Source organism: Pseudomonas sp. MDT1-17, assembly GCF_054898105.1.
Genome location: NZ_JBUBVM010000001.1, coordinates 3928282 through 3946444, shown reverse-complemented (window position 1 = coordinate 3946444; position 18163 = coordinate 3928282). Strand labels below are relative to the sequence as shown.

Genomic DNA, 18163 nt, shown 5'->3' with positions numbered 1-18163 from the left:
GTAAAAAATACTGCGTTGGACAACTATAGTTGCTGGCCGGGCATTCGGGACTTGATGCATATCAACGGTCGCGACTGGTGGTCTGCCGACAGGCCGGTATAATCGGCGCCCTTCGATTTGACCTCTTATCCGTGAGCCCCATGATCCTTCCCGAAATTCACGAGTTCCTCGGCTGCCGTACCCCCGATGGCTGGGTTCAGGCCGCGCTGGCCGATCAGGAAACCCTGCTGATCGATCATAAAAACTGCGAATTCAAGGCGGCCAGCACGGCGTTGAGCCTGATTGCCAAGTATCACTCCCACGTCGATCTGATCAACCTGATGTCGCGCCTGGCCCGGGAAGAGCTGGTGCACCACGAACAGGTCATGCGCCTGATGAAAAAGCGCAAGATCGAGCTGCGTCAGCTGTCCGCCGGGCGATACGCGTCGGGCCTGCGCAAAGTGGTGCGCAGCCACGAGCCGGTCAAACTGGTGGACACCCTGGTGGTCGGCGCTTTTATCGAAGCCCGCAGCTGCGAGCGTTTCGAGGCGCTGGTGCCGCATCTGGACGAAGAGTTGGGCAAGTTCTACTTCGGCCTGCTGAAAAGCGAGGCCCGGCATTTCCAGGGTTACCTGAAACTGGCCTACCAGTACGGTGACGCCAAGGACATCGCCCAGGTGATCGACAAGGTCCGCGCCGCCGAGCAGGAGCTGATCGAGTCGCCGGACGTGGAGTTCCGTTTCCACAGCGGTGTGCCCGCCGCGGCCTGACGGTAACGGCCGCGGTCAAACCTTCAAGTCCAACCGCTCGTGCCACTCGGCGATGGACTCATCCGGCCAGACATCGCTCTGCCGATCACCCGCCTGCGCCTTGACCTCCACCCACGGCGCTTTCGAACCGAGCATCACGTGAGTGAGTTCCGGCGGCAGTGGCAACGGCGTGTCGATGGCCGAGGCAAACGGGTGGATCAACTCCGGCCATTCGGGACTGAACAGCCACAACCCCGAACCACACACCGAACAGAAATGCCGTTCGGCCGTGCTGCGGTGGGCGCGTTTGTCACTGTCGCTCTTGAGCCGTGCATGATAAATCGCGATGTGCTTGCGGCCGCGCACCTTCAGGCTGCCAGCGTCGCCACCGATGTTGATCGAATAACCGCCACCGCCCTGGGTCTTTCGGCAGATCGAGCAGTAACAACGCTGGTACGGATAGGGATGGGCGCTGGTCAGACTGAACGACACCGCGCCGCAATGGCAGGAACCTTCGAGCTGCATGGGAACCTCCGACAGGTCAGAAACTTACCCAAGACAGCCTAGACCTTCAGCGCCCCTCGACCGGTACAAGAATCGCATCGCCGGTCGCCACCAGTTTCAGCTGATCACCGGTTTGCGCGAACAGCTCCGCGCGGGCGAACACCTGTTTTTTGCCAGCCTTCACCACCCGACCTCGAGCGATGAACACTTCGCCGATGGCGGGCGCCAGGCAGTTGACCGAAAAATGCGAAGCCAGCACGTTGCCGGCGACTGTTCCAGCGGCAAACCCGCAGGCGGTGTCGAGTAGCGCGCCGATCAGGCCGGCATGCAGGAAGCCTGCGTATTGCGCCATGTCGGAATCGCGAAACGCCATGGACAATTCCGCTTCGCCACTCTCGGCGCGGGTCACTTCGAAACCGGCCCAGCGGTTGAAGGCTGAAGTTGAGTTGATCTGTTTGAGTGCATTGAGCATGTCGAATCCCTCCGGTTGAAGCATCAACATGCACCGGGTCTGGGGGGAAGTCATGGTGGATAAGGGAGGGTGATGGTCAGTGGGGTTTGCGGTGAATGTGCCGACCCCTTCGCGAGCTGGCTCGCTCCCACATTTGATCAATGTCGTTCACAAATCACTTGTGGGAGCGAGCCTGCTCGCGAAGAACGATAACGCGGTCCCTCTGGACGCCCACCCATGGCCGGGGCAGCATGGGCGCCTTCCTATTGGAGCCCTTGCCATGCGACGACTGCCTTCTCTGGCCGCACTCAGAACCTTCGAATGCGCCGCCCGTCACGCACACTTCGGCAGGGCCGCGGCGGAGTTGTGCGTCACCGACAGCGCGGTCAGTCATCAGATTCGCCAGCTCGAAGAGCAATTGGGCGTGTCGCTGTTCGTCCGCGAAGGCCGGCAGATTCGCCCGACGATGGCCGCCGGGCGCCTGATGCAAAGCCTGCAGCAGGCCTTCGAACTGATCGGCGATGCCTGCGATGAGCTGCGTGACCCATCATCGCTGGCGGTGTTACGCCTGGCGGTGACTGCCGAGTTGGCGCAAAAGTGGTTGATGAGTCGCTTGACTGATTTTTACGCGCGCTATCCGCACATCACCCTGCACCTCTATGAACAACCGATCGACGCCACAGCGCCCGGCGAAGACATCGACCTGGCGATCACTTACGGCACCGGCCCGGTGGACAGTAGCGCGTACTTCGTCAGGCCCTTGCCGGCGTTGCAATTCTTCCCGGTGTGCAGCCCCGGTCTGTTCAACCAAGGCACGTTGAAAACCCCGAAGGATCTGGCGCGTCACTGCCTGCTGCACGACGATCAGGACGGCAAGACCTGGACCGCCTGGCTCACCAGCCATGCCGGCGATCAGCGCCCGGAACGGCAGCTGTATTTCGCCCACGCGGGTTTGGCGCTGGAAGCAGCGGCCCAAGGCCAAGGTGTGGCCATGGGCGATAACTTGACCGCGCAGGAGGATTTGCTCAGCGGTCGTCTGGTCCGGCCTTTCACCTCAAGCATGACTGCACTCGGCCAATATGCGCTGGTGTGCGAGCGGGTGAGGCTGGAGCGCCCGGCGGTGGCGCAGATGCTGGAATGGTTCAATGATCAGCTGATCGATTGATGAGTTGAATTCAAGTATTCCGAAATAATCATCGTTGGCGGGGAGGGCGCCGGCGACCTTAGCCTGTGGTCATTCCAATCCCCGTTGATGAGGTTTGACCATGGCACGTTTGCTCGATTCCACCCCTAAACTCGATGGTTTCCGCTTGCCTGGCGAATTCGAAACCAAGTCCGGTTGCTGGCTCGGCTGGCCGGAGCGTACCGACGTCTGGCGCAACGGCGCCAAGCCTGCGCAGAAAGTCTGGGTGCAGATCGTCACCGCCATTTCCCACAGCGAACCGGTCACCGTATGCGCGTCCGCCTCGCAGTTTGCCACTGCCCGCCGCCAGTTGCCGCCGCAGGTGCGCGTGGTGGAAATGACCTGCAACGACACCTGGTTCCGCGACAGTGGCCCCTGCTTTGTGGTCAACGACGACAGCGGTGAGGTGCGCGGCGTCGACTTTGAGTTCAACGCTTACGGTGGCCTCGATGGCGGCCTCTATTACCCGTGGGACAAGGACGATCAGATCGCCAGCAAAATCCTCGAAATCGAACGGTTCGACCGCTACCGCGCCCCGCTGATTGCCGAACTGGGCGGCATCCAGAGCGACGGCCAGGGCAGCCTTCTCACCACCGAGCAATGCCTGCTCAACCGCAACCGCAACCAGCATCTGGGCAAGGACGAAGTTACCCGGCGATTGACTGATTACCTCGGCGCCGAGCAAGTTATCTGGTTGCCTCGGGGCTGCAAGTTCGACGAAACCGATGGCCACGTCGACGACCTCGCGTGCTTCGTGCGCCCGGGTGAAGTGGTGCTGCAATGGACCGACAATCGCGATGACCCACAATGGGAAATCTACCAGGAGGCCTACGACATCCTGCGTAGCACCCGCGACAGCCGTGGCCGCGAGTTGATCGTGCACAAGCTGCCGCAACCGGATGTGCTGGAATGGACCGCCGAGGAAGCCGAAGGCCTGGATCAGCAAGACAGCACGCACACCCGTCAGGCCGGCACGAAAATCTGCGCGTCGTACATCAACTACTACGCCGGCAATTCCTCGATCGTGGTGCCTTTGTTCGGTGATCGCAATGATCAGGCAGCAATGGCGACCCTCGCCGAATTGTTCCCGCAGCACAAAATCGTCGGCATCGAAAACTCTCGTGAAATCCTCCTCGGCGGCGGTAACGTCGCGTGCATCACCATGCCGCAGTACGCAGGCAGTGCCTGCAACAAAAAGGGAGTTTGAAAATGGGCCTGCACAAACTGACTCAAGCATTACTGCTGGTGCTCGCACCCCTGTGTGTGCAGGCCGCCGACACCGCCAAACCGGTGGTCAACCTGTACATCTGGGGCGAGTACCTGGCCCCGGACACCCTGACCAATTTCGAGAAGAAAACCGGCATCCGCGTGGTGGCTGATCACTTCGACTCCCTGGAAACCGCCGAGACCAAATTGCTCACCGGCCGTAGCGGCTATGACCTGGTGCTGACCGCGGGTCAGCATTTGTCCCGGGCGATTCAGAGCGGTGCGATTCAAACGCTCAACCTGCAACAGCTGCCACATTTTGCCGGTGTGGGTGAAGAATTCCGCCAGCACATGGCTGTGTTCGATCCGGGCAACCGCTACGCCGGGATCTACGCCTGGGGTACCACCGGCGTCGGCTATCAAGAAGAGGCGATCAAGCAACGCCTGCACGACGCACCACGGGACAGTTGGGCGATGCTGTTCGACCCGGCGGTGGTGTCGAAATTTGCCGATTGCGGGGTCAGTCTGCTCAACGATCCCAATGAGGTTTTCGCCGCGGTCATGAAGTACATGGGGCTGGACATCAACCGCCAGAACCTCGATGACCTGAAACAGGCCGAGCAGCAACTGGCGAAGATTCGGCCCTACATCCGCTACTTCGACAATGACTTGAACATCAGCGACCTGGCCAATGGCAACACCTGCCTCGCCATGTCGTGGAACGGCAACGTGGCTATCGCCGCCGGGCAGGCCGAGGCTGCGAAGAAGCCGTTCACGCTGAGTTATCGGATACCGAAGGAGGGCACGTTGATCTGGTTCGACGCGATGGTCATTCCCAAGGATGCGCCTCATCCTCAGGCGGGGCTGGCGTTGATGGATTATCTGATGACACCGGAGGTGATTGCGCCGATCACTGACACCATCCATTACGCCAATGCAATTACGGCGGCGGACGGCTTGATTGATCCGGCGATTCGCAATGATCCGGGGACGTATCCGTCGGCTGAGGTGAGGGCTTCGTTGTATAGCAAGAATGACAATGGGAAGGCGTTTAACCGGGCTTTGGTTCGGGCGTTCAGTCGGTTGAAGTCGGGGTTGTAACTTCGGTACGGTGTTTGGCATGACAACCACCCTTCACCGGGGTGGTTTCGGCACCCGCCACAAATACCACGCCGCCACCGTCCGGTACGGACTCCACGCCAACCCGATCTCAATCATCTGCTTACGCGTCGGCTGCACCTCCAACCCCTTCAACCGCCGATACCCCTCACGCACGCCAAAATCATCGGCCGGCAAAATATCCGGCCGCTCCAGGCTGTAGATCAGCAGCATCTCAACCGTCCAGCGGCCAACCCCACGCAGAGTGATCAACCGTTCGATCAACGCTTCATCATCCATCGCCACTGCCTCGGCATAATCAGGCACCACACCGTCCAGCGCCGCTTGGGCAATGCCCTGTATGGTCGCGATCTTGCTGGCGGAGAAGCCGCAACTGCGCAGTTGATCGAACGCAGTCGCGACAATCTGTTCGGGCCGCGGGAACGCGCCCGTCCCAAACAGCGCCAGTAGCCGACCGACAATCGCATCCCCGGCCTTGGCATGCAGTTGCTGGTAGGCAATTGCCCGCACCAGCGACTCATAAGGATCGCGGGCCGCATGGGGCTGATGCAGGCAAGGGCCGATGGCGGCGATGTGGCGACGCCAATCTTCGTCGATGGCCGCCAGGAACTCAGTGGCGGCCAGGTAGGTATCGGGCATGGAGGTCAAACTTTCCCGGTCGGGGCCAACAAGGCATTAACTTCCCCGTAGGTGAAGGCCTTGAGGTGGCTACTGTCGAGCTTGCCGGTTTCCAGAAAACTCTTGGCCAGGGATGCCATGGCCCCATAAAGAAACTCGGCGATACCTGAGCCCGCGCTCAAGCGGCGTACACCGAGCGCTTTCAGCTCTTCGGGCGACGGCAGGCCGGGGAGCCCGAGCACGTTCACCGGCAGCGGGGTGCCTTGGCACAGCGCAGCAATTTCGTACTCTGCCGTGACGCCAGCCGCGAACAACCCATCGGCACCGGCCGCCTGATACAACGCGGCGCGCTTGAGCGTCTCTGCGACCCGATCTTCGGCAGGCACCAGACTTTTCAGGTACACGTCGGTGCGAGCATTGATGAACAGCTTCACATGACGGCGACTGGCAACCTGCCGCGCGACTTCAATCTTGCGCACCAGCAGTTCGGGCGAGGAAGCGCCGTCCTCGATGTTGATCCCGACGGCCCCGGCGGCAATCACCGCATCAATGACGTCGGCAACCCGTGCCAGGTCATCGGAATAACCGGCCTCGATGTCCACGGTCAACGGCACCGAAATCACCCGAGCGATGGACTCGACCGTAGATATCAGACGCTCAAGGGGCAGGGCATTGCCATCCTGATACCCGTGAGCCCAGGCCACCGCCGCACTGCTGGTGGCCACGGCTTTGCTGCCCAGTTGCTCGACGATTCGCGCGCCGGCGGCATCGGCGACGTTGGTGAGAATCAGCAGGCCGTTCTGGTGCAACTGGTGAAACCGGTTGTCGAGTATGTCCATCGAATGTCCTTCCATATGACTTTTTGAGAAACCTGCGAGTGATCAGAATGCGAGTTGTTGCGTGATCTGCACCGCCGCTTTTTCCAGCCTTAACAAGAACGCCTTGCGCGGTTGTCCTCCACCATAGCCGGTCAGCGAGCCGTCCGCACCGATCACCCGGTGGCAGGGCAAGACAATCGAAAGACGGTTATGCCCGTTCGCCAGGCCCACGGCGCGACTGGCACCGGGTTTGCCCAATAACGCCGCGATAGCGCCATAGGTGCTGGTCTGGCCGTACGGAATCTTCGCCAATTCGGCCCAGACCTGCCGGGCGAAATCGCTGCCGGGCAAGTGCAAGGGAACGGTGAAGTCGGTCAGTTTGCCGGCGAAGTACTGCGTCAGCTCGGCTTCAATCTGCTGCAAATGCCCGTTATGTCCCGGCGCGACCGCATAGCCATAGCGGTTCTGCAATTCTTCGACTTCCTTGGTCAGCGCTGGCCGATCAAGAAACTCCAGCAGCACCAGCCCGCGTCGTTCGGCCATGGCGATCATCGGCCCCAGCGGTGTGGTCAGGCGAGTGAACAGCAGCGGCTCGCTGTTGGCGGTGCGGCCGGGTGTGATGTGGAAGGACTTTTGAAACGCATCGCGAAACCCGCTCAGGGACTCGTAGCCCGAGTCGAACGCTGCGTTGTCGATGGAGTCGCCCTGTTTGATCCCGCCCAACGCCAGGCCGAGGCGTCGAGTGCGCAGCCAGGCGTGAAAGGTCATGCCGAAATGCTGCTTGAACCAACGTCGCAACTTCAGTGGCTCGATGCCCTCGGCCAGCAACTGGGCATCGGTCCAGCGCTGGTCGGGATCGGCGTCTACCGATTTCAGCAGCCGCTGCACCCAGTCCGGCGCGATGGCCGCCGCGTCCAGCGGCTTGCAGCGCAGACAGGCGCGGTAGCCGGCCGACATGCACTCATCGGCATGGGCGAAGAACTCGACGTTCTCCGGTTTCGGCTTGCGCGCCGTGCAGCTGGGACGGCAAAAAATGCCGGTGGTTTTGACCGCGGTAAAGAACACCCCCTCGTAGGCGGTGTCTCGTTCGAGCATGGCGCGAACCATCTCGGCGTGGGGCGGAAGCAAAGCGTTTTGTAGGTTCATGGGGTGAGCATAAGGCGCGCTGCCTATCGCCTCCACCGGAAAATCGACAGAGAATTCGTAGGCCGTCCAGCTGGGCGGCCTACACTCCAGGCCCGCTGCGCCTCGTCTGGCTCTACAGTTTAGTTTTTCTTCCTGATGAGTTTACTCATGTAGTACTTGAGGCTTAAACGATCCTTGGGCCTTGGCTTGTAGTGGGTTTTGTTTCGTTGTGCAGGATCGATCGCCAGGGTTCCTGCGGTGTAGTAGTAAAGCGCTATAGACCTGCGCGTGATGTGCTCCGGAGTCGTTAAAGGCTCTGGGTGCCCATGATTGCTGTCTTTGTCCGTGTTGAAAATGACACAGCGATTGTAAACAGGCAGGACTTTCTTAAGACAGGTCTTCATGTCGACATCCCAAAGTTCCAGGTTGCCGCCGTATTCCTCTTGCCAGTCTTCATTCAGATAAATGATGATATTCAGTCTGCGCTCAACATTAAGTTTCTTGTTGAGCCTGAAGTCCGAGTGTACCCCCAGGAAACCACCACTTTTCGTTTCATGCAGGCCGCCACCTGTAAAGTAGGGGTCGGGAATCAAACCTTCGATGCCTGTGAGCTTTTCAAGAAACTGCAACATGGGGGCCGAGTTAAAGGCGTTGAAAACAGTCTTCAAATAGGGGGCGCATTCGTTGGGACTGATTTGACGTTTTCGTTGACCTTTATAGCCTCGCTCATAGAGCATTTCGTTGTGGGTCGGTTCGACTGGGAAGTGCGAACAGATACTTGCAATCAGGTCTTCATGTAAGAAGTTATCGATGACTATGTGCGGAAATGGTGTCGCCTGAATATAGCGACTGGCCAATGAGTCACCAAAGGCGCTGGCGGCGTTCTGGTCGAAATCAAGCTCCGGGGAGAGGGTGATAGGCAATGCTTGAGTGATGGGTGTCATTACCGCTCCAACAACTTAATATTAAGACTTATGGGTGACTTCAAACAGCGCCTAACGCAGTGTTCGTTGCGTGTCTTTATCGCTTAAACTTTGCTGTCTTCATGGTTCAGGCGCTTCAGGATGTTGTTGTACATCTTGGTTCGTCTATGAGTCTTTTCATAACCGCCAGCCGCTGCTACAGTGCCGGACTGGATATGATCCAGATAGCTGAAAATTTTACGCGGTGATAACAATTCAACGACATAACCCAGCTCGGTCATGCGGTCTTGGAGGGTATAGCCAGGCACGCGATCATCCATCGAAAAGTGCATGTTGTGCTGTTTGATAAGTTTGCAGTTCCACAATGTACAGAAGCTCTTCAAGTAAACTTCTTTGTACGGTTTTGGTTCTCTTGAACGTAACCCCGCGGAAATTTTCAAACGTCTGAAATGGTGTTTGAATAGTCGTGAGCTAAAGCGCCAAAGCGTTCTAGTGGTGCCACGATTTAGTTGCTCTACACAACCGACGGCTACGATTTTTGGGTTGTTGATGCATTTATTCAGCATCATTGGGAAAACATTTTTATCGAAAATAAAGGTGTCAGTGTGCAATAGGAATAAATAATCAGTTTCAATTCGCTCCAAAACCAGGTCAAGTGCTTTGCCATGCGCGATATGGCCCGGCTCTGGTTCTGAAACAGAACGCTCTATTAAATTGATCCAGTCAAGTGATCGTAAGTACTCAGTGCTTTCATCGGCGGAATAGTTATCAACTACCCATATCGGGATGCTGTTGCTGCCCACGTGCTGGTGCAATAAGTCTAAGCATATCTTGGTAATTTCTGGTGTCTTGTAATTTACTATCACTATGCTAAAGGCTTTGGCGCTTTCAGACGGAAAACCAGTGCTGTTCATTGTTCAGGTACTCAATGGTGTTTTGTAGTTGTAAAAAATTGAACATTTATACAGCTTTCGTTTATTAGTCCACACAAAATTTTTCGTGATGATAGAGCTCAATTGTTAAGTCGCTTTGTCATGCACTGAATAACCATAGCCTACTCAGACTTGATGGAGAGCGGTAGATGCGGACTTCATCGTATAAGGATCTGCTCTAGAGGTAAATATCCGCGAATTATTTCGTTACATCAGAAGACTCGTCAGGTGAGCTTTTTGGGCGGTCGCGGGCAGGCGAGGGGTGTTTTCTTCAATACAGCCATCGGGCCGCTCTTTACCGTGAGGCCTCGTTCAACTGAATTGAAGAAGGTCTGTGATGAGTCTGATGTTCTCCATGGCGGCGTTTGCATTGGTCGCTTCGATAACGCCGGGACCGGTGAATATTGTTGCGCTGAGTTCAGGGGCACGGTTTGGTTTTCGTGCCAGTCAACGGCATGTGGCCGGTGCGACGCTGGGCTTTGTCGTGTTATTGGTGCTGATGGGGTTGGGGCTGCACGAGTTGTTGCGGTTATGGCCAGCACTGACGCAGGTGGTGCAATGGGCGGGAGTGGCGTTCCTGTTGTACATGGCCTTCAAGTTGGCTGCGGACAAGGGCCATCTCGATGCGAAGGAATCGGGCCGGGCGCCGTCAATGTTGTACGGCGCCGTCATGCAGTGGCTCAACCCGAAAGCCTGGTTGGCCTGTGTGGCAGGCATGGGCGCTTTTGTAGGGGATGGCGAAGCGCGCCTGGTCTGGCAGTTTGCGGCGGTGTATCTGGTGATCTGCTACCTGTCCGTCGGTTGCTGGGCCTATGCCGGGACCTTTTTGCGCGGCTATTTGAATAACCCGGCGGGTATGCGCCTGTTCAATCGGAGCATGGCGTCGCTACTGGCGGCGAGCGCGGTGTACCTGTTGTTTTAGCCGCGATACTGCCCCGGTGTCGCCGCCAGATGCTGTTTGAACGCACGCTGGAAATGCGCCTGATCAGCAAACCCCGCTTCGAGCGCCACATCGGCGATCAGCTTGCCGCGGCGCAGTTGATCGCGGGCGAACTGGATGCGCCGGTTGACCAGAAAGGCGTGGGGCGTCATGCCGTAATGCTGCTTGAACGCTCGGATCAGGTAGGACGGCGATAGCTGAGCAGCCTCGCAAATAGCTTCAAGCTTGAGCAGTTGCGTGCAGTTGTCGCGAATGTAATCGGCCGCCCGTTCCAGTTTGAAATTGGGCTCTCGCAGCGGTTGATCGACCGGATTAAGCCGCTGCTGCAGGTCGGTGAAAAACTCCACGGCCGCGCTTTGCTTGCGCAGCACGTCTTGCTGCGCATCGACCAGCACGTCGTACAAACCTTTCAAGCTGGCAAACAGGTCGCTGTTGTGCGTGTGGGTGATGGAAAACCGGCGAAACGCCCAGTCCTGGTTGAAGCCGAGCTGATGCTGTAAATCGGTCAGCCAGGGTGTCTCGACGTACAGCATCAGGTACGACCACGGTTGGTCATCGATGGGATTGCAGGCGTGGACATCACCGGGATTCATCAGCACCACGGTGCCGGCACTGACCTGAAATTGCGATTGCTCGTGGAGATAGGTGCTGCGCCCGGCCGTGATCGCACCGATGGAAAAATGCTCGTGAGAATGCCGGGTGTAACAGACCTCGCGGCCGTCGGCGATGGAACGGGCTTCGATGAAGGGCAGGGCGTCGTCGCGCCAGAAGCGCGGGGCTTTGTCAGCGTCTTTGGCAACGGCGGGCTTCATGGTCAGCGTCCTCGGCAGGTCAGAACCGGAGTGTATTAGCTCTCGCCGTTAAAGGCCCGCTGCAAGGTGGCGATGTCGAGTTTTTTCATCTGCATCATGGCTTGCATGGCGCGCTGGGATTTTGTCGTGTCAGGGTCTTTCAACATGTCCATCATGGCGACCGGCACGATCTGCCAGGACAAGCCGAATTTGTCCTTGAGCCAACCGCACTGCTCGTTCTGTGGATGGGCGGACAGCGCCCCCCAGAAATGGTCGACTTCGTCCTGGGTCTGGCAATTGACCTGAAATGAAATCGCTTCGCTGAACTTGAAATCAGGGCCGCCATTGAGTCCCGTCATAGGCTGTCCGTCGAGTTCGAAACTGACCGTCAACACCGAGCCTTCAAGCTTGCCATGAACCTCCTGACCGGCTTTGCCGTAGTGAGTAATGGCGGTGATTTTCGAATGATCGAAGATCGAACAGTAGAACTTCGCGGCCTCTTCGGCCTGATTGTCGAACCAGAGGCAGGGGGTCAGTTTTTGAACGCGGTGCATGGCGTAGCTCCTCTACGGATTACTCAGGCTGGACTGTTCAGCGTAGTCAGCCTCGGGTCGTCTAGCCGTACCGTAGATCGACAAGTTAGAAACACTCAAATGTAGTCGTAATGACTTTTCATAGTGTCGATATGACAACTTTTGAATGTGGTCATATTGACTTGTAATTTTTCAATAGTTTGATTTCTATGGCTTTTTAAGCTGGCACGAGACTTGATACATCCTACGTACAACTGATCTGATTCAGGAGTAGAGAAAATGTTCGAGTTCTTCAGCAATCCCCAGAACGTTCTGCAGCTGTCGAGCCGGGTACTCGGCGCCGGTCTCGCGCTGCTGGTGGCGGGCATCTATGGCGCTTACCTCTACGACGGTCATTTGCCGATCGTGGTGCTGGTGTCGATGCATGCGATGACCATCATCGGGCCAACCTTGCTCAAAATCGGCTATGTGATGCGTCTGCTGGCGCAACATCGGCTGGGTAAAGGTCTGGTCGGCGCTGTGGCCTGAAGGTAGCGGGTCAGCGACGGCCCAACGCACCCTTTTCGGCGATCCACCGGGTGGCCAAATCGATAAAGGCCCGCAGGCTGTGTCTGAGTGCGGCTGGGAAAGTACAGGAACAACGCCGAGCTGAGGGGCACAAAGGGCTGCAGCACCCGTTCCAGCCGTCCGTCCGCCAACTCGTCGGCAATGATCACAGGCATACGCCAGGCCCGAACCGCTGCGAGCCGCCGCCATCAACAGCCTGCGGTCATGGACGATCACGCCGCCGTCGACGCCCACGGTGAAGTCCCGACCTTCGCGGCGAAATTGCCAACGCTGGGCGCTGCCTGAGGTCGAGAAGCGAAAGCCGATGCATTCATGCCGGGTCAGGTCTTCCGGGATGACCGGTTTGCCCGCCTTGGCGAAGTACTCCGCGGAGCCCACCACACTGACCATTGCAGGTCAGGTGTCAGGCGCACCGCGATCATGTCTTTTTCAATCGACTCTCCCAGAGCCAGGGTGAAGCTATTGTGCTCATCACTGGCGCTTCTCGCGGTATCGGCGCAAAGATCGCTGCCGCCGCGCTGGCCAATGGCGACGCCGTGGTAGCCACCGCCCGTGACGCCAGCAGCATCACCCAGCGATTTGGCGAGCAGCCAGGCTTGCTGGCAACCACCCTTGATGTGACCAACGAAGCCCAGGGTGTTGGCTGTGTCGCGGCGATCGAAGCCAAGAACACCTTGGTCGCCGATGAGTTGCAGATTTGGCGTGAGCTGTCGGTGTCCACCGAATTCTGAGTCTCAACACGGTCCGTAATTGGATGGACTCGCCCAAGCCGAGGCGTCAATGCGCCACGGTGGCAGTCTAAACAGCCAACGACAGCGAGGGCGAGTCCATGAAAAATCATAGTTCGATTGATCAATCCCTGTCTTCTTCCGATTTGTCGGCCTGCACAACTTTGGCGGTCGATCTGGCCAAGCAGGTCTTTCAGGTCGCCGGTGAAGATGTCCTCGGCCAGGTGCGCTATGAGCAGCGGATCAAGTCGCGTGAGGCGTTTTATGAGTTTCTCCAACAGTTACCGCCTCATGTCGTGGTTTTGATGGAGACCGGTCCGGGCGCTCAAGCCTGGGCCCGGCAGCTGCAAGACCAAGGCAATTTGGCGCGCATTCTTCCAGCCGGTTTGGTGGCCACACACCGCAGCGGGCCTAAAAATGATCGCAACGATGCGCTGGCGATTCTGCGGGCTGGTCGCGATGAAAAGATATGCGCAGTACCGGTCAAAAGCGTTGCGGCGCTGGCAATGCAGGCGCTGCATCGCGCCCGTCAGGGCTATGTGCGTCGACGCACGGCGGTAAGTAATCAGATGCGCGGCCTGCTGCTCGAGCACGGCGTGGCCTTGGCGCAGGGCGATGTTGCGATCAGCCAGAAAATTCCGCGGGTACTGGAAGATGCTACCCAGCCGGTGCCTGGCCTGCTGCGTGAACTGATCGACGAACTGTTGGCCGAGTGGCGCCATTTGGGCGAGCGCATCAGCGTGCTGACGGGACGCCTGGAAGTGGCCGCCAACGCCGACATGACGGCGAAGCGACTGATGACTGTGCGCGGCATCGGCCCAGTCACTGCCACGGCACTGGTGGCCAAGGAAACCAAACCTGAGCGATTTCCCAATGCCCGCAAGTTTGCCGCGTACTTTGGCATGGTGCCTGACCAGCACAGCAGCGGGCAGACGGTCCGGCTGGGGGACATGACCAAGCGAGGTGATGTTTATTTACGCAGCCTGATGATCCAGGGAGCCCATGCGGTGCTGCAACAACTACGACCTGATTCCCAGCAACCCGATGACCGCCGCTTGTTGCGCTGGGTGAGCCGGCTGGGTCGTAAGGAGGCTGCGATCAGGCTAGCCAACCGCAACCTGCGAATCGTCTGGGTGCTTCTACAGAATGACCAGACTTATCGTCGCCACGCTGGTGATGGCCAGCAAGCGACGATAAGCCACTGAGCGACAGAGTTCTGCCACCGAGGTACTGACTGTCCGACCCTTTGCTGAAGAAAATTGACCCCAGGTAAGACCGGCGTGGATTGATGCCTTAGCTGCTACTGGCCTTCGAGGCCTGACTGTAATCGGCATACCACGAGCTCTTCCAATTTTGGCCAGAAGCCGAAGACGGCTTCCACGAATAGGCCTAATACATAGATGCAACGGGGCGACGGTTTTTTCAAAAGCGGGTAGACAGTGGGGGCGAGTCCATACATAGCAGCTGCCGAGCCTGCGAGGCTGCGTCCGGCGACGAAGTCGTCGTAACCCTGCGAACGCGATTTCCTTGGCGCACCGCGGGGGCTGACTTCACGACGACTTCGTCGCCGGGCGCAGCCTCGCGGGCTCGGCAGCTGCTACAAAGAGCTCGGCCTTTGTGTGACCGGTGGTCGATGAACCTGTCCTGCGGGGCAAATTGCGCTTAGCTGAAAGGATAACGCCGACTCAAAAAATCAGGCGTCACCGTGAGTCTGAGGAGATTCGCAATGCTGACCCTCAACATCAATGGCAAGGATCAGGAGCTGGATGTCCCCGCGGACATGCCACTACTGTGGGTCCTGCGCGATGTCGCGCACCTGACCGGCACCAAATTCGGTTGCGGCATGGCCCAGTGCGGGGCCTGCACCGTGCATGTCGACGGCGCGCCGCTGCGCTCCTGTATTACCCCCGCCACGGCCGTGGCCCATGGGCAAAAAATCCTCACCATCGAAGGCCTGTCCACCGACGGTTCACACCCGGTGCAACAAGCCTGGGCCGAACTCGATGTGGTCCAGTGCGGTTACTGCCAATCCGGGCAGATCATGTCGGCGGCGGCCTTGCTGGCCAAGATTCCTCAACCCACCGACAGCGACATCGATCAGGCGCTGTCCGGCAATATCTGCCGCTGCGGCACCTACCCACGAATCCGTGCCGCGGTCAAACGCGCCGCCGAGATCGGTTGATGCCACGTTGACGGGAGTCTGAACAATGAACAGCCTCAATCCTCTGTCGCGCCGTGGTTTTCTCAAGGGAAGTGCGTTGCTCGGCGGAGGTCTGGTGGTGGCATTTGTCATCCCCGGTGCCCACCGTTTTGCCATCGGCGCCGAGAATCAGGGCAATGTTTTCGCACCCAATGCGTTTTTACGGATCGGCAACGACAACAGCGTCACCGTACTGCTTGGCCATTCGGAAATGGGCCAGGGCATCTGGACCGGCTTGACCATGTTGATCGCCGAAGAACTGGACGCCGACTGGTCGAAGATCCGTGTCGAACATTCACCGGCCTCGGCAGCCGAGTATGGCCTGGCCGGATTTGGCGGGATGCAGATTACCGGCGGTTCGACCTCGACCTGGATGGAATTCGACCGCTACCGTCAGGCCGGTGCAGCCGCGCGTTTGATGTTGATCGACGCGGCGGCTAAACGCTTCAACGTCGCACCTTCCGGGATTCGCACCGAATCGGGTGTGGTCATCGCTGGCGACAACCGCGCCACCTATGGCGAACTGGCTGATGAAGCCGGCAAGCTACCGGTGCCGGACCCGGCGTCGATCAAGCTAAAGGAATCTAAAGACTGGACACTCATCGGCAAACCGACCAAGCGCCTGGATACACCGGAGAAAATCACCGGTCGCGCCAAGTTCGGCATGGACGTGCAATTCGACGGGCTAATGACCGCCATGGTCGCGCGTTCACCGGTGTTCGGCGGCAGCGTCAAATCCTTCGAAGGCGCCGAAGCGCTGGCGATACCGGGCGTGCACAAAGTCGTGCAGGTGCCCACCGGCGTCGCGGTGATTGCCGATCATTACTGGGCGGCGAAGCTTGGGCGTGATGCGTTGAAGATCGATTGGGATCTGGGGCCGAACACCGGACTCGACAGTCAGCAGCTGCTGGAAAGCTTCCGCAAACTCGCCGCCACTCCTGGCATGTCGGCCAGTCAGGCCGGTGATGTCGCGGCTAACTTGGGTAAGGCCGCGAAGACCCTCGATGTCGAGTACAGCGTGCCGTACCTGGCCCACGCACCGATGGAGCCACTCAACTGCACGGTGAAAATCACCCAGGATAAATGCGAAATCTGGACCGGCACCCAGTTCCAGACGCTGGATCAAATGATCGCCGGGAAAATCACCGGGCTCAAACCCGAGCAGGTGGAGATTCATACCGAGTTTCTGGGTGGCGGTTTCGGGCGCCGGGCCAACCCGACCTCGGATTTTGTCGCTGAAGCGGTGGAAGTCGCCAAGGCAGCGCGCGAGCCGGTGAAAACCGTCTGGTCCCGGGAGGATGACATTCGCGGCGGGTACTACCGTTCGGCGTTCCTCCATCAGGCGCGCATCGGCCTCGATGCCGGCGGCATACCGTTCGCATGGAAGCATGTGCTGGTCGGGCAGTCGATCATGGCCGGCACGTCATTCGAGGCGACCATGGTCAAAAATGGCGTCGACAAGACCTCGGTCGAAGGGGTCGCTGACAGTCCTTACCTTAAGGGGTTGGCGAATCACCAGGTTGAACTGCATTCTCCGCAAACCGGCATCAGCGTGCTATGGCTACGTTCGGTAGGGCACACCCACACCGCGTTTGTGATGGAGTCGCTGATCGACGAACTGGCCACGGCTGCCGGCAAGGATCCGGTCGAATACCGGCGAACCTTGCTCAAGGACCATCCACGGCACCTTGGCGTGCTGAACCTGGCCGTCGAGAAAGCCGATTGGAAGGCCTCGCTGCCGAACGGTCATGCGTTGGGTGTCGCGGTGCATGAGTCCTTCGGCAGTTACGTTGCCCAAGTGGCCGAGGTATCCGAGGACAACCTGGCGATCCGCGTGCATCGGGTGGTGTGCGCGGTGGACTGCGGCATTGCGGTCAACCCGATGAGCATCGCGGCGCAAATGGAATCGGCCATCACCTTCGGTCTCGGATTTACCTTGCACAGCAAACTGACCTTCAAGAACGGGCAAGTGGTGCAGTCCAATTATCACGATTATCAGGTGCTGCGGCTGAACGAAATGCCGGTGGTCGAAGTGCATATCGTGCCCAGCAGCGACAAACCCGGCGGTATCGGCGAGGCCGGTGTGCCGCCCACGGCGCCAGCAGTGGCCAACGCGGTGTTCGCCCTGACCGGGCAGCGCTTGCGCGAACTGCCGCTGCAACTGTCGGGGGTGTGAGATGAGACGACATCTGATTCTTGGCGCGGTGGTGTTGGTCGGTCTGGCCGGTTATGCCGAGGAGCTGTTCGCTGACGATAAGGAAGCCATCAAGGCGTTCGAGACGGTGCAAAAGGTCTTTCAGAGCCCGCGTTGCCAGAACTGCCATATCCCCGGCGATTCGCCGTTGCAGTTCGACGCCGGGATTCCCCACGCGATGAACGTCGTGCGGGGCATGGACGGCAAGGGTGCGGCAGGTTTGCCCTGCGCAACATGCCACGCTGACAGTAATCCACCGGCCAGTTATGGCGCTAACACCCCACCGGGAGCACCGCACTGGAGCCTGCCGCCAGCCGCGCACAAAATGGCCTGGATCGGGCTGCCGGCCGATAAGTTGTGCGCAATGATCAAAGACCGCTCCAGCAACGGCGACCGCGATTTCGCCGCGCTGATCAAGCACGTCAGCGACGACAAATTGGTGCTTTGGGGCTGGAATCCCGGTCAGGGAAGGGCGCCGGTGCCGGTGCCGCACGACATTTTTGTCACCCAGTTCAAGCGCTGGGCAGACGCTGGAGGGCCGTGTCCGGTACTGGGTAGTTGACCGACGGTCCGTTAACAGGGAGTCAAAACGGGTATGGACGA

Annotated in this window: 19 protein-coding genes and 2 pseudogenes; 11 read left to right on the top strand and 10 right to left on the bottom strand. The window is 58.8% G+C overall.

Going from position 1 to position 18163, the window contains the following annotated elements:
• Nucleotides 1-140 precede the first annotated feature (140 nt).
• Nucleotides 141-749 carry a MiaE family protein gene (locus ACYZTX_RS18235; RefSeq protein WP_046032069.1) on the top strand — a complete coding sequence of 203 codons (609 nt, stop codon included), beginning with the start codon at nt 141-143 and terminating at the stop codon, nt 747-749.
• Between the two features lie 15 nt (nt 750-764).
• Here ACYZTX_RS18235 and ACYZTX_RS18230 read toward each other — a convergent pair whose 3' ends face one another.
• Both ACYZTX_RS18230 and ACYZTX_RS18225 read right to left on the bottom strand, forming a co-directional pair.
• Nucleotides 765-1253, bottom strand: coding sequence for a GFA family protein (locus tag ACYZTX_RS18230; RefSeq protein WP_462035249.1), 489 nt, complete (start codon nt 1251-1253; stop codon nt 765-767).
• Nucleotides 1254-1299: 46 nt separating this feature from the next.
• Nucleotides 1300-1734 carry a PaaI family thioesterase gene (locus ACYZTX_RS18225; protein ID WP_462035248.1) on the bottom strand — a complete coding sequence of 145 codons (435 nt, stop codon included), beginning with the start codon at nt 1732-1734 and terminating at the stop codon, nt 1300-1302.
• A gap of 229 nt (nt 1735-1963) precedes the next feature.
• Between ACYZTX_RS18225 and ACYZTX_RS18220 the strand changes: the two genes are divergently transcribed.
• From ACYZTX_RS18220 to ACYZTX_RS18210, 3 genes are all read left to right on the top strand, one after another.
• Nucleotides 1964-2848: a LysR substrate-binding domain-containing protein gene (locus ACYZTX_RS18220; RefSeq protein ID WP_462035247.1), complete on the top strand. Its 885-nt coding sequence runs from the start codon at nt 1964-1966 to the stop codon at nt 2846-2848.
• 100 nt (nt 2849-2948) lie between these two features.
• The gene (aguA, locus tag ACYZTX_RS18215) at nt 2949-4073 is read left to right on the top strand and encodes an agmatine deiminase (RefSeq protein WP_462035246.1); all 1125 of its coding nucleotides are present in this window, start codon (nt 2949-2951) and stop codon (nt 4071-4073) included.
• 2 nt (nt 4074-4075) lie between these two features.
• Nucleotides 4076-5173 (top strand): extracellular solute-binding protein, encoded by a 1098-nt coding sequence (locus tag ACYZTX_RS18210; RefSeq protein WP_462035245.1) that lies wholly within the window; start codon nt 4076-4078, stop codon nt 5171-5173.
• A 33-nt stretch (nt 5174-5206) separates the two neighbouring features.
• Here ACYZTX_RS18210 and ACYZTX_RS18205 read toward each other — a convergent pair whose 3' ends face one another.
• From ACYZTX_RS18205 to ACYZTX_RS18185, 5 genes are all read right to left on the bottom strand, one after another.
• The gene (locus ACYZTX_RS18205) at nt 5207-5830 is read right to left on the bottom strand and encodes a DNA-3-methyladenine glycosylase family protein (protein WP_462035244.1); all 624 of its coding nucleotides are present in this window, start codon (nt 5828-5830) and stop codon (nt 5207-5209) included.
• Nucleotides 5831-5835: 5 nt separating this feature from the next.
• Nucleotides 5836-6648, bottom strand: a complete 813-nt coding sequence (locus tag ACYZTX_RS18200) for an isocitrate lyase/PEP mutase family protein (RefSeq protein WP_462035243.1) — start codon at nt 6646-6648, stop codon at nt 5836-5838.
• A gap of 42 nt (nt 6649-6690) precedes the next feature.
• Nucleotides 6691-7773 (bottom strand): bifunctional transcriptional activator/DNA repair enzyme AdaA, encoded by a 1083-nt coding sequence (locus ACYZTX_RS18195; RefSeq protein ID WP_462035242.1) that lies wholly within the window; start codon nt 7771-7773, stop codon nt 6691-6693.
• Nucleotides 7774-7892: 119 nt separating this feature from the next.
• Nucleotides 7893-8696 (bottom strand): 2OG-Fe(II) oxygenase, encoded by an 804-nt coding sequence (locus tag ACYZTX_RS18190; protein WP_462035241.1) that lies wholly within the window; start codon nt 8694-8696, stop codon nt 7893-7895.
• Nucleotides 8697-8779: 83 nt separating this feature from the next.
• A complete protein-coding gene (locus tag ACYZTX_RS18185) occupies nt 8780-9589 on the bottom strand; it encodes a glycosyltransferase (RefSeq protein WP_462035240.1) in 810 nt (269 codons plus the stop codon).
• A gap of 355 nt (nt 9590-9944) precedes the next feature.
• Here ACYZTX_RS18185 and ACYZTX_RS18180 point away from each other — a divergent pair, with 355 nt between their 5' ends.
• Nucleotides 9945-10529: a LysE family translocator gene (locus ACYZTX_RS18180; RefSeq protein ID WP_462035239.1), complete on the top strand. Its 585-nt coding sequence runs from the start codon at nt 9945-9947 to the stop codon at nt 10527-10529.
• Here the strand turns inward: ACYZTX_RS18180 and ACYZTX_RS18175 are convergent.
• On the bottom strand, nt 10526-11359 hold the full coding sequence (locus ACYZTX_RS18175) for an AraC family ligand binding domain-containing protein (protein ID WP_462035238.1): 834 nt from the start codon (nt 11357-11359) through the stop codon (nt 10526-10528). The genes ACYZTX_RS18180 and ACYZTX_RS18175 overlap by 4 nt on opposite strands.
• Nucleotides 11360-11394: 35 nt before the next feature.
• Nucleotides 11395-11892, bottom strand: a complete 498-nt coding sequence (locus tag ACYZTX_RS18170) for a VOC family protein (RefSeq protein ID WP_462035237.1) — start codon at nt 11890-11892, stop codon at nt 11395-11397.
• A 258-nt stretch (nt 11893-12150) separates the two neighbouring features.
• On the opposite strand from ACYZTX_RS18170, the gene ACYZTX_RS18165 reads away from it, so the two are divergent.
• The gene (locus ACYZTX_RS18165; protein ID WP_462035236.1) at nt 12151-12399 is read left to right on the top strand and encodes a transmembrane sensor/regulator PpyR; all 249 of its coding nucleotides are present in this window, start codon (nt 12151-12153) and stop codon (nt 12397-12399) included.
• A 10-nt stretch (nt 12400-12409) separates the two neighbouring features.
• On the opposite strand, the pseudogene ACYZTX_RS18160 reads toward ACYZTX_RS18165, so the two are convergent.
• Nucleotides 12410-12890 (bottom strand): annotated as a pseudogene (locus ACYZTX_RS18160) (LysR substrate-binding domain-containing protein); the annotation flags it as partial.
• A gap of 9 nt (nt 12891-12899) precedes the next feature.
• On the opposite strand from ACYZTX_RS18160, the pseudogene ACYZTX_RS18155 reads away from it, so the two are divergent.
• From ACYZTX_RS18155 to ACYZTX_RS18135, 5 genes and pseudogenes are all read left to right on the top strand, one after another.
• Nucleotides 12900-13100, top strand: a pseudogene (locus ACYZTX_RS18155) (SDR family NAD(P)-dependent oxidoreductase); the annotation flags it as partial.
• A gap of 212 nt (nt 13101-13312) precedes the next feature.
• Nucleotides 13313-14371: an IS110 family RNA-guided transposase gene (locus ACYZTX_RS18150; protein WP_462037001.1), complete on the top strand. Its 1059-nt coding sequence runs from the start codon at nt 13313-13315 to the stop codon at nt 14369-14371.
• Between the two features lie 521 nt (nt 14372-14892).
• Nucleotides 14893-15348: a (2Fe-2S)-binding protein gene (locus ACYZTX_RS18145; protein ID WP_094467681.1), complete on the top strand. Its 456-nt coding sequence runs from the start codon at nt 14893-14895 to the stop codon at nt 15346-15348.
• A gap of 25 nt (nt 15349-15373) precedes the next feature.
• The gene (locus ACYZTX_RS18140) at nt 15374-17542 is read left to right on the top strand and encodes a xanthine dehydrogenase family protein molybdopterin-binding subunit (RefSeq protein ID WP_462035235.1); all 2169 of its coding nucleotides are present in this window, start codon (nt 15374-15376) and stop codon (nt 17540-17542) included.
• A 1-nt stretch (nt 17543) separates the two neighbouring features.
• Nucleotides 17544-18122 (top strand): hypothetical protein, encoded by a 579-nt coding sequence (locus ACYZTX_RS18135; RefSeq protein WP_462035234.1) that lies wholly within the window; start codon nt 17544-17546, stop codon nt 18120-18122.
• Nucleotides 18123-18163: the final 41 nt, after the last annotated feature.

Excerpts from the sequence above, each read along its gene's own strand:
- ACYZTX_RS18235 (WP_046032069.1), top strand. The coding sequence starts at position 141 with ATGATCCTTCCCGAAATTCACGAGTTCCTCGGCTGCCGTACCCCCGAT.
- ACYZTX_RS18230 (WP_462035249.1), bottom strand. The coding sequence starts at position 1,253 with ATGCAGCTCGAAGGTTCCTGCCATTGCGGCGCGGTGTCGTTCAGTCTG.
- ACYZTX_RS18225 (WP_462035248.1), bottom strand. The coding sequence starts at position 1,734 with ATGTTGATGCTTCAACCGGAGGGATTCGACATGCTCAATGCACTCAAA.
- ACYZTX_RS18220 (WP_462035247.1), top strand. The coding sequence starts at position 1,964 with ATGCGACGACTGCCTTCTCTGGCCGCACTCAGAACCTTCGAATGCGCC.
- aguA (WP_462035246.1), top strand. The coding sequence starts at position 2,949 with ATGGCACGTTTGCTCGATTCCACCCCTAAACTCGATGGTTTCCGCTTG.
- ACYZTX_RS18210 (WP_462035245.1), top strand. The coding sequence starts at position 4,076 with ATGGGCCTGCACAAACTGACTCAAGCATTACTGCTGGTGCTCGCACCC.
- ACYZTX_RS18205 (WP_462035244.1), bottom strand. The coding sequence starts at position 5,830 with ATGCCCGATACCTACCTGGCCGCCACTGAGTTCCTGGCGGCCATCGAC.
- ACYZTX_RS18200 (WP_462035243.1), bottom strand. The coding sequence starts at position 6,648 with ATGGACATACTCGACAACCGGTTTCACCAGTTGCACCAGAACGGCCTG.
- ACYZTX_RS18195 (WP_462035242.1), bottom strand. The coding sequence starts at position 7,773 with ATGAACCTACAAAACGCTTTGCTTCCGCCCCACGCCGAGATGGTTCGC.
- ACYZTX_RS18190 (WP_462035241.1), bottom strand. The coding sequence starts at position 8,696 with ATGACACCCATCACTCAAGCATTGCCTATCACCCTCTCCCCGGAGCTT.
- ACYZTX_RS18185 (WP_462035240.1), bottom strand. The coding sequence starts at position 9,589 with ATGAACAGCACTGGTTTTCCGTCTGAAAGCGCCAAAGCCTTTAGCATA.
- ACYZTX_RS18180 (WP_462035239.1), top strand. The coding sequence starts at position 9,945 with ATGAGTCTGATGTTCTCCATGGCGGCGTTTGCATTGGTCGCTTCGATA.
- ACYZTX_RS18175 (WP_462035238.1), bottom strand. The coding sequence starts at position 11,359 with ATGAAGCCCGCCGTTGCCAAAGACGCTGACAAAGCCCCGCGCTTCTGG.
- ACYZTX_RS18170 (WP_462035237.1), bottom strand. The coding sequence starts at position 11,892 with ATGCACCGCGTTCAAAAACTGACCCCCTGCCTCTGGTTCGACAATCAG.
- ACYZTX_RS18165 (WP_462035236.1), top strand. The coding sequence starts at position 12,151 with ATGTTCGAGTTCTTCAGCAATCCCCAGAACGTTCTGCAGCTGTCGAGC.
- ACYZTX_RS18145 (WP_094467681.1), top strand. The coding sequence starts at position 14,893 with ATGCTGACCCTCAACATCAATGGCAAGGATCAGGAGCTGGATGTCCCC.
- ACYZTX_RS18140 (WP_462035235.1), top strand. The coding sequence starts at position 15,374 with ATGAACAGCCTCAATCCTCTGTCGCGCCGTGGTTTTCTCAAGGGAAGT.
- ACYZTX_RS18135 (WP_462035234.1), top strand. The coding sequence starts at position 17,544 with ATGAGACGACATCTGATTCTTGGCGCGGTGGTGTTGGTCGGTCTGGCC.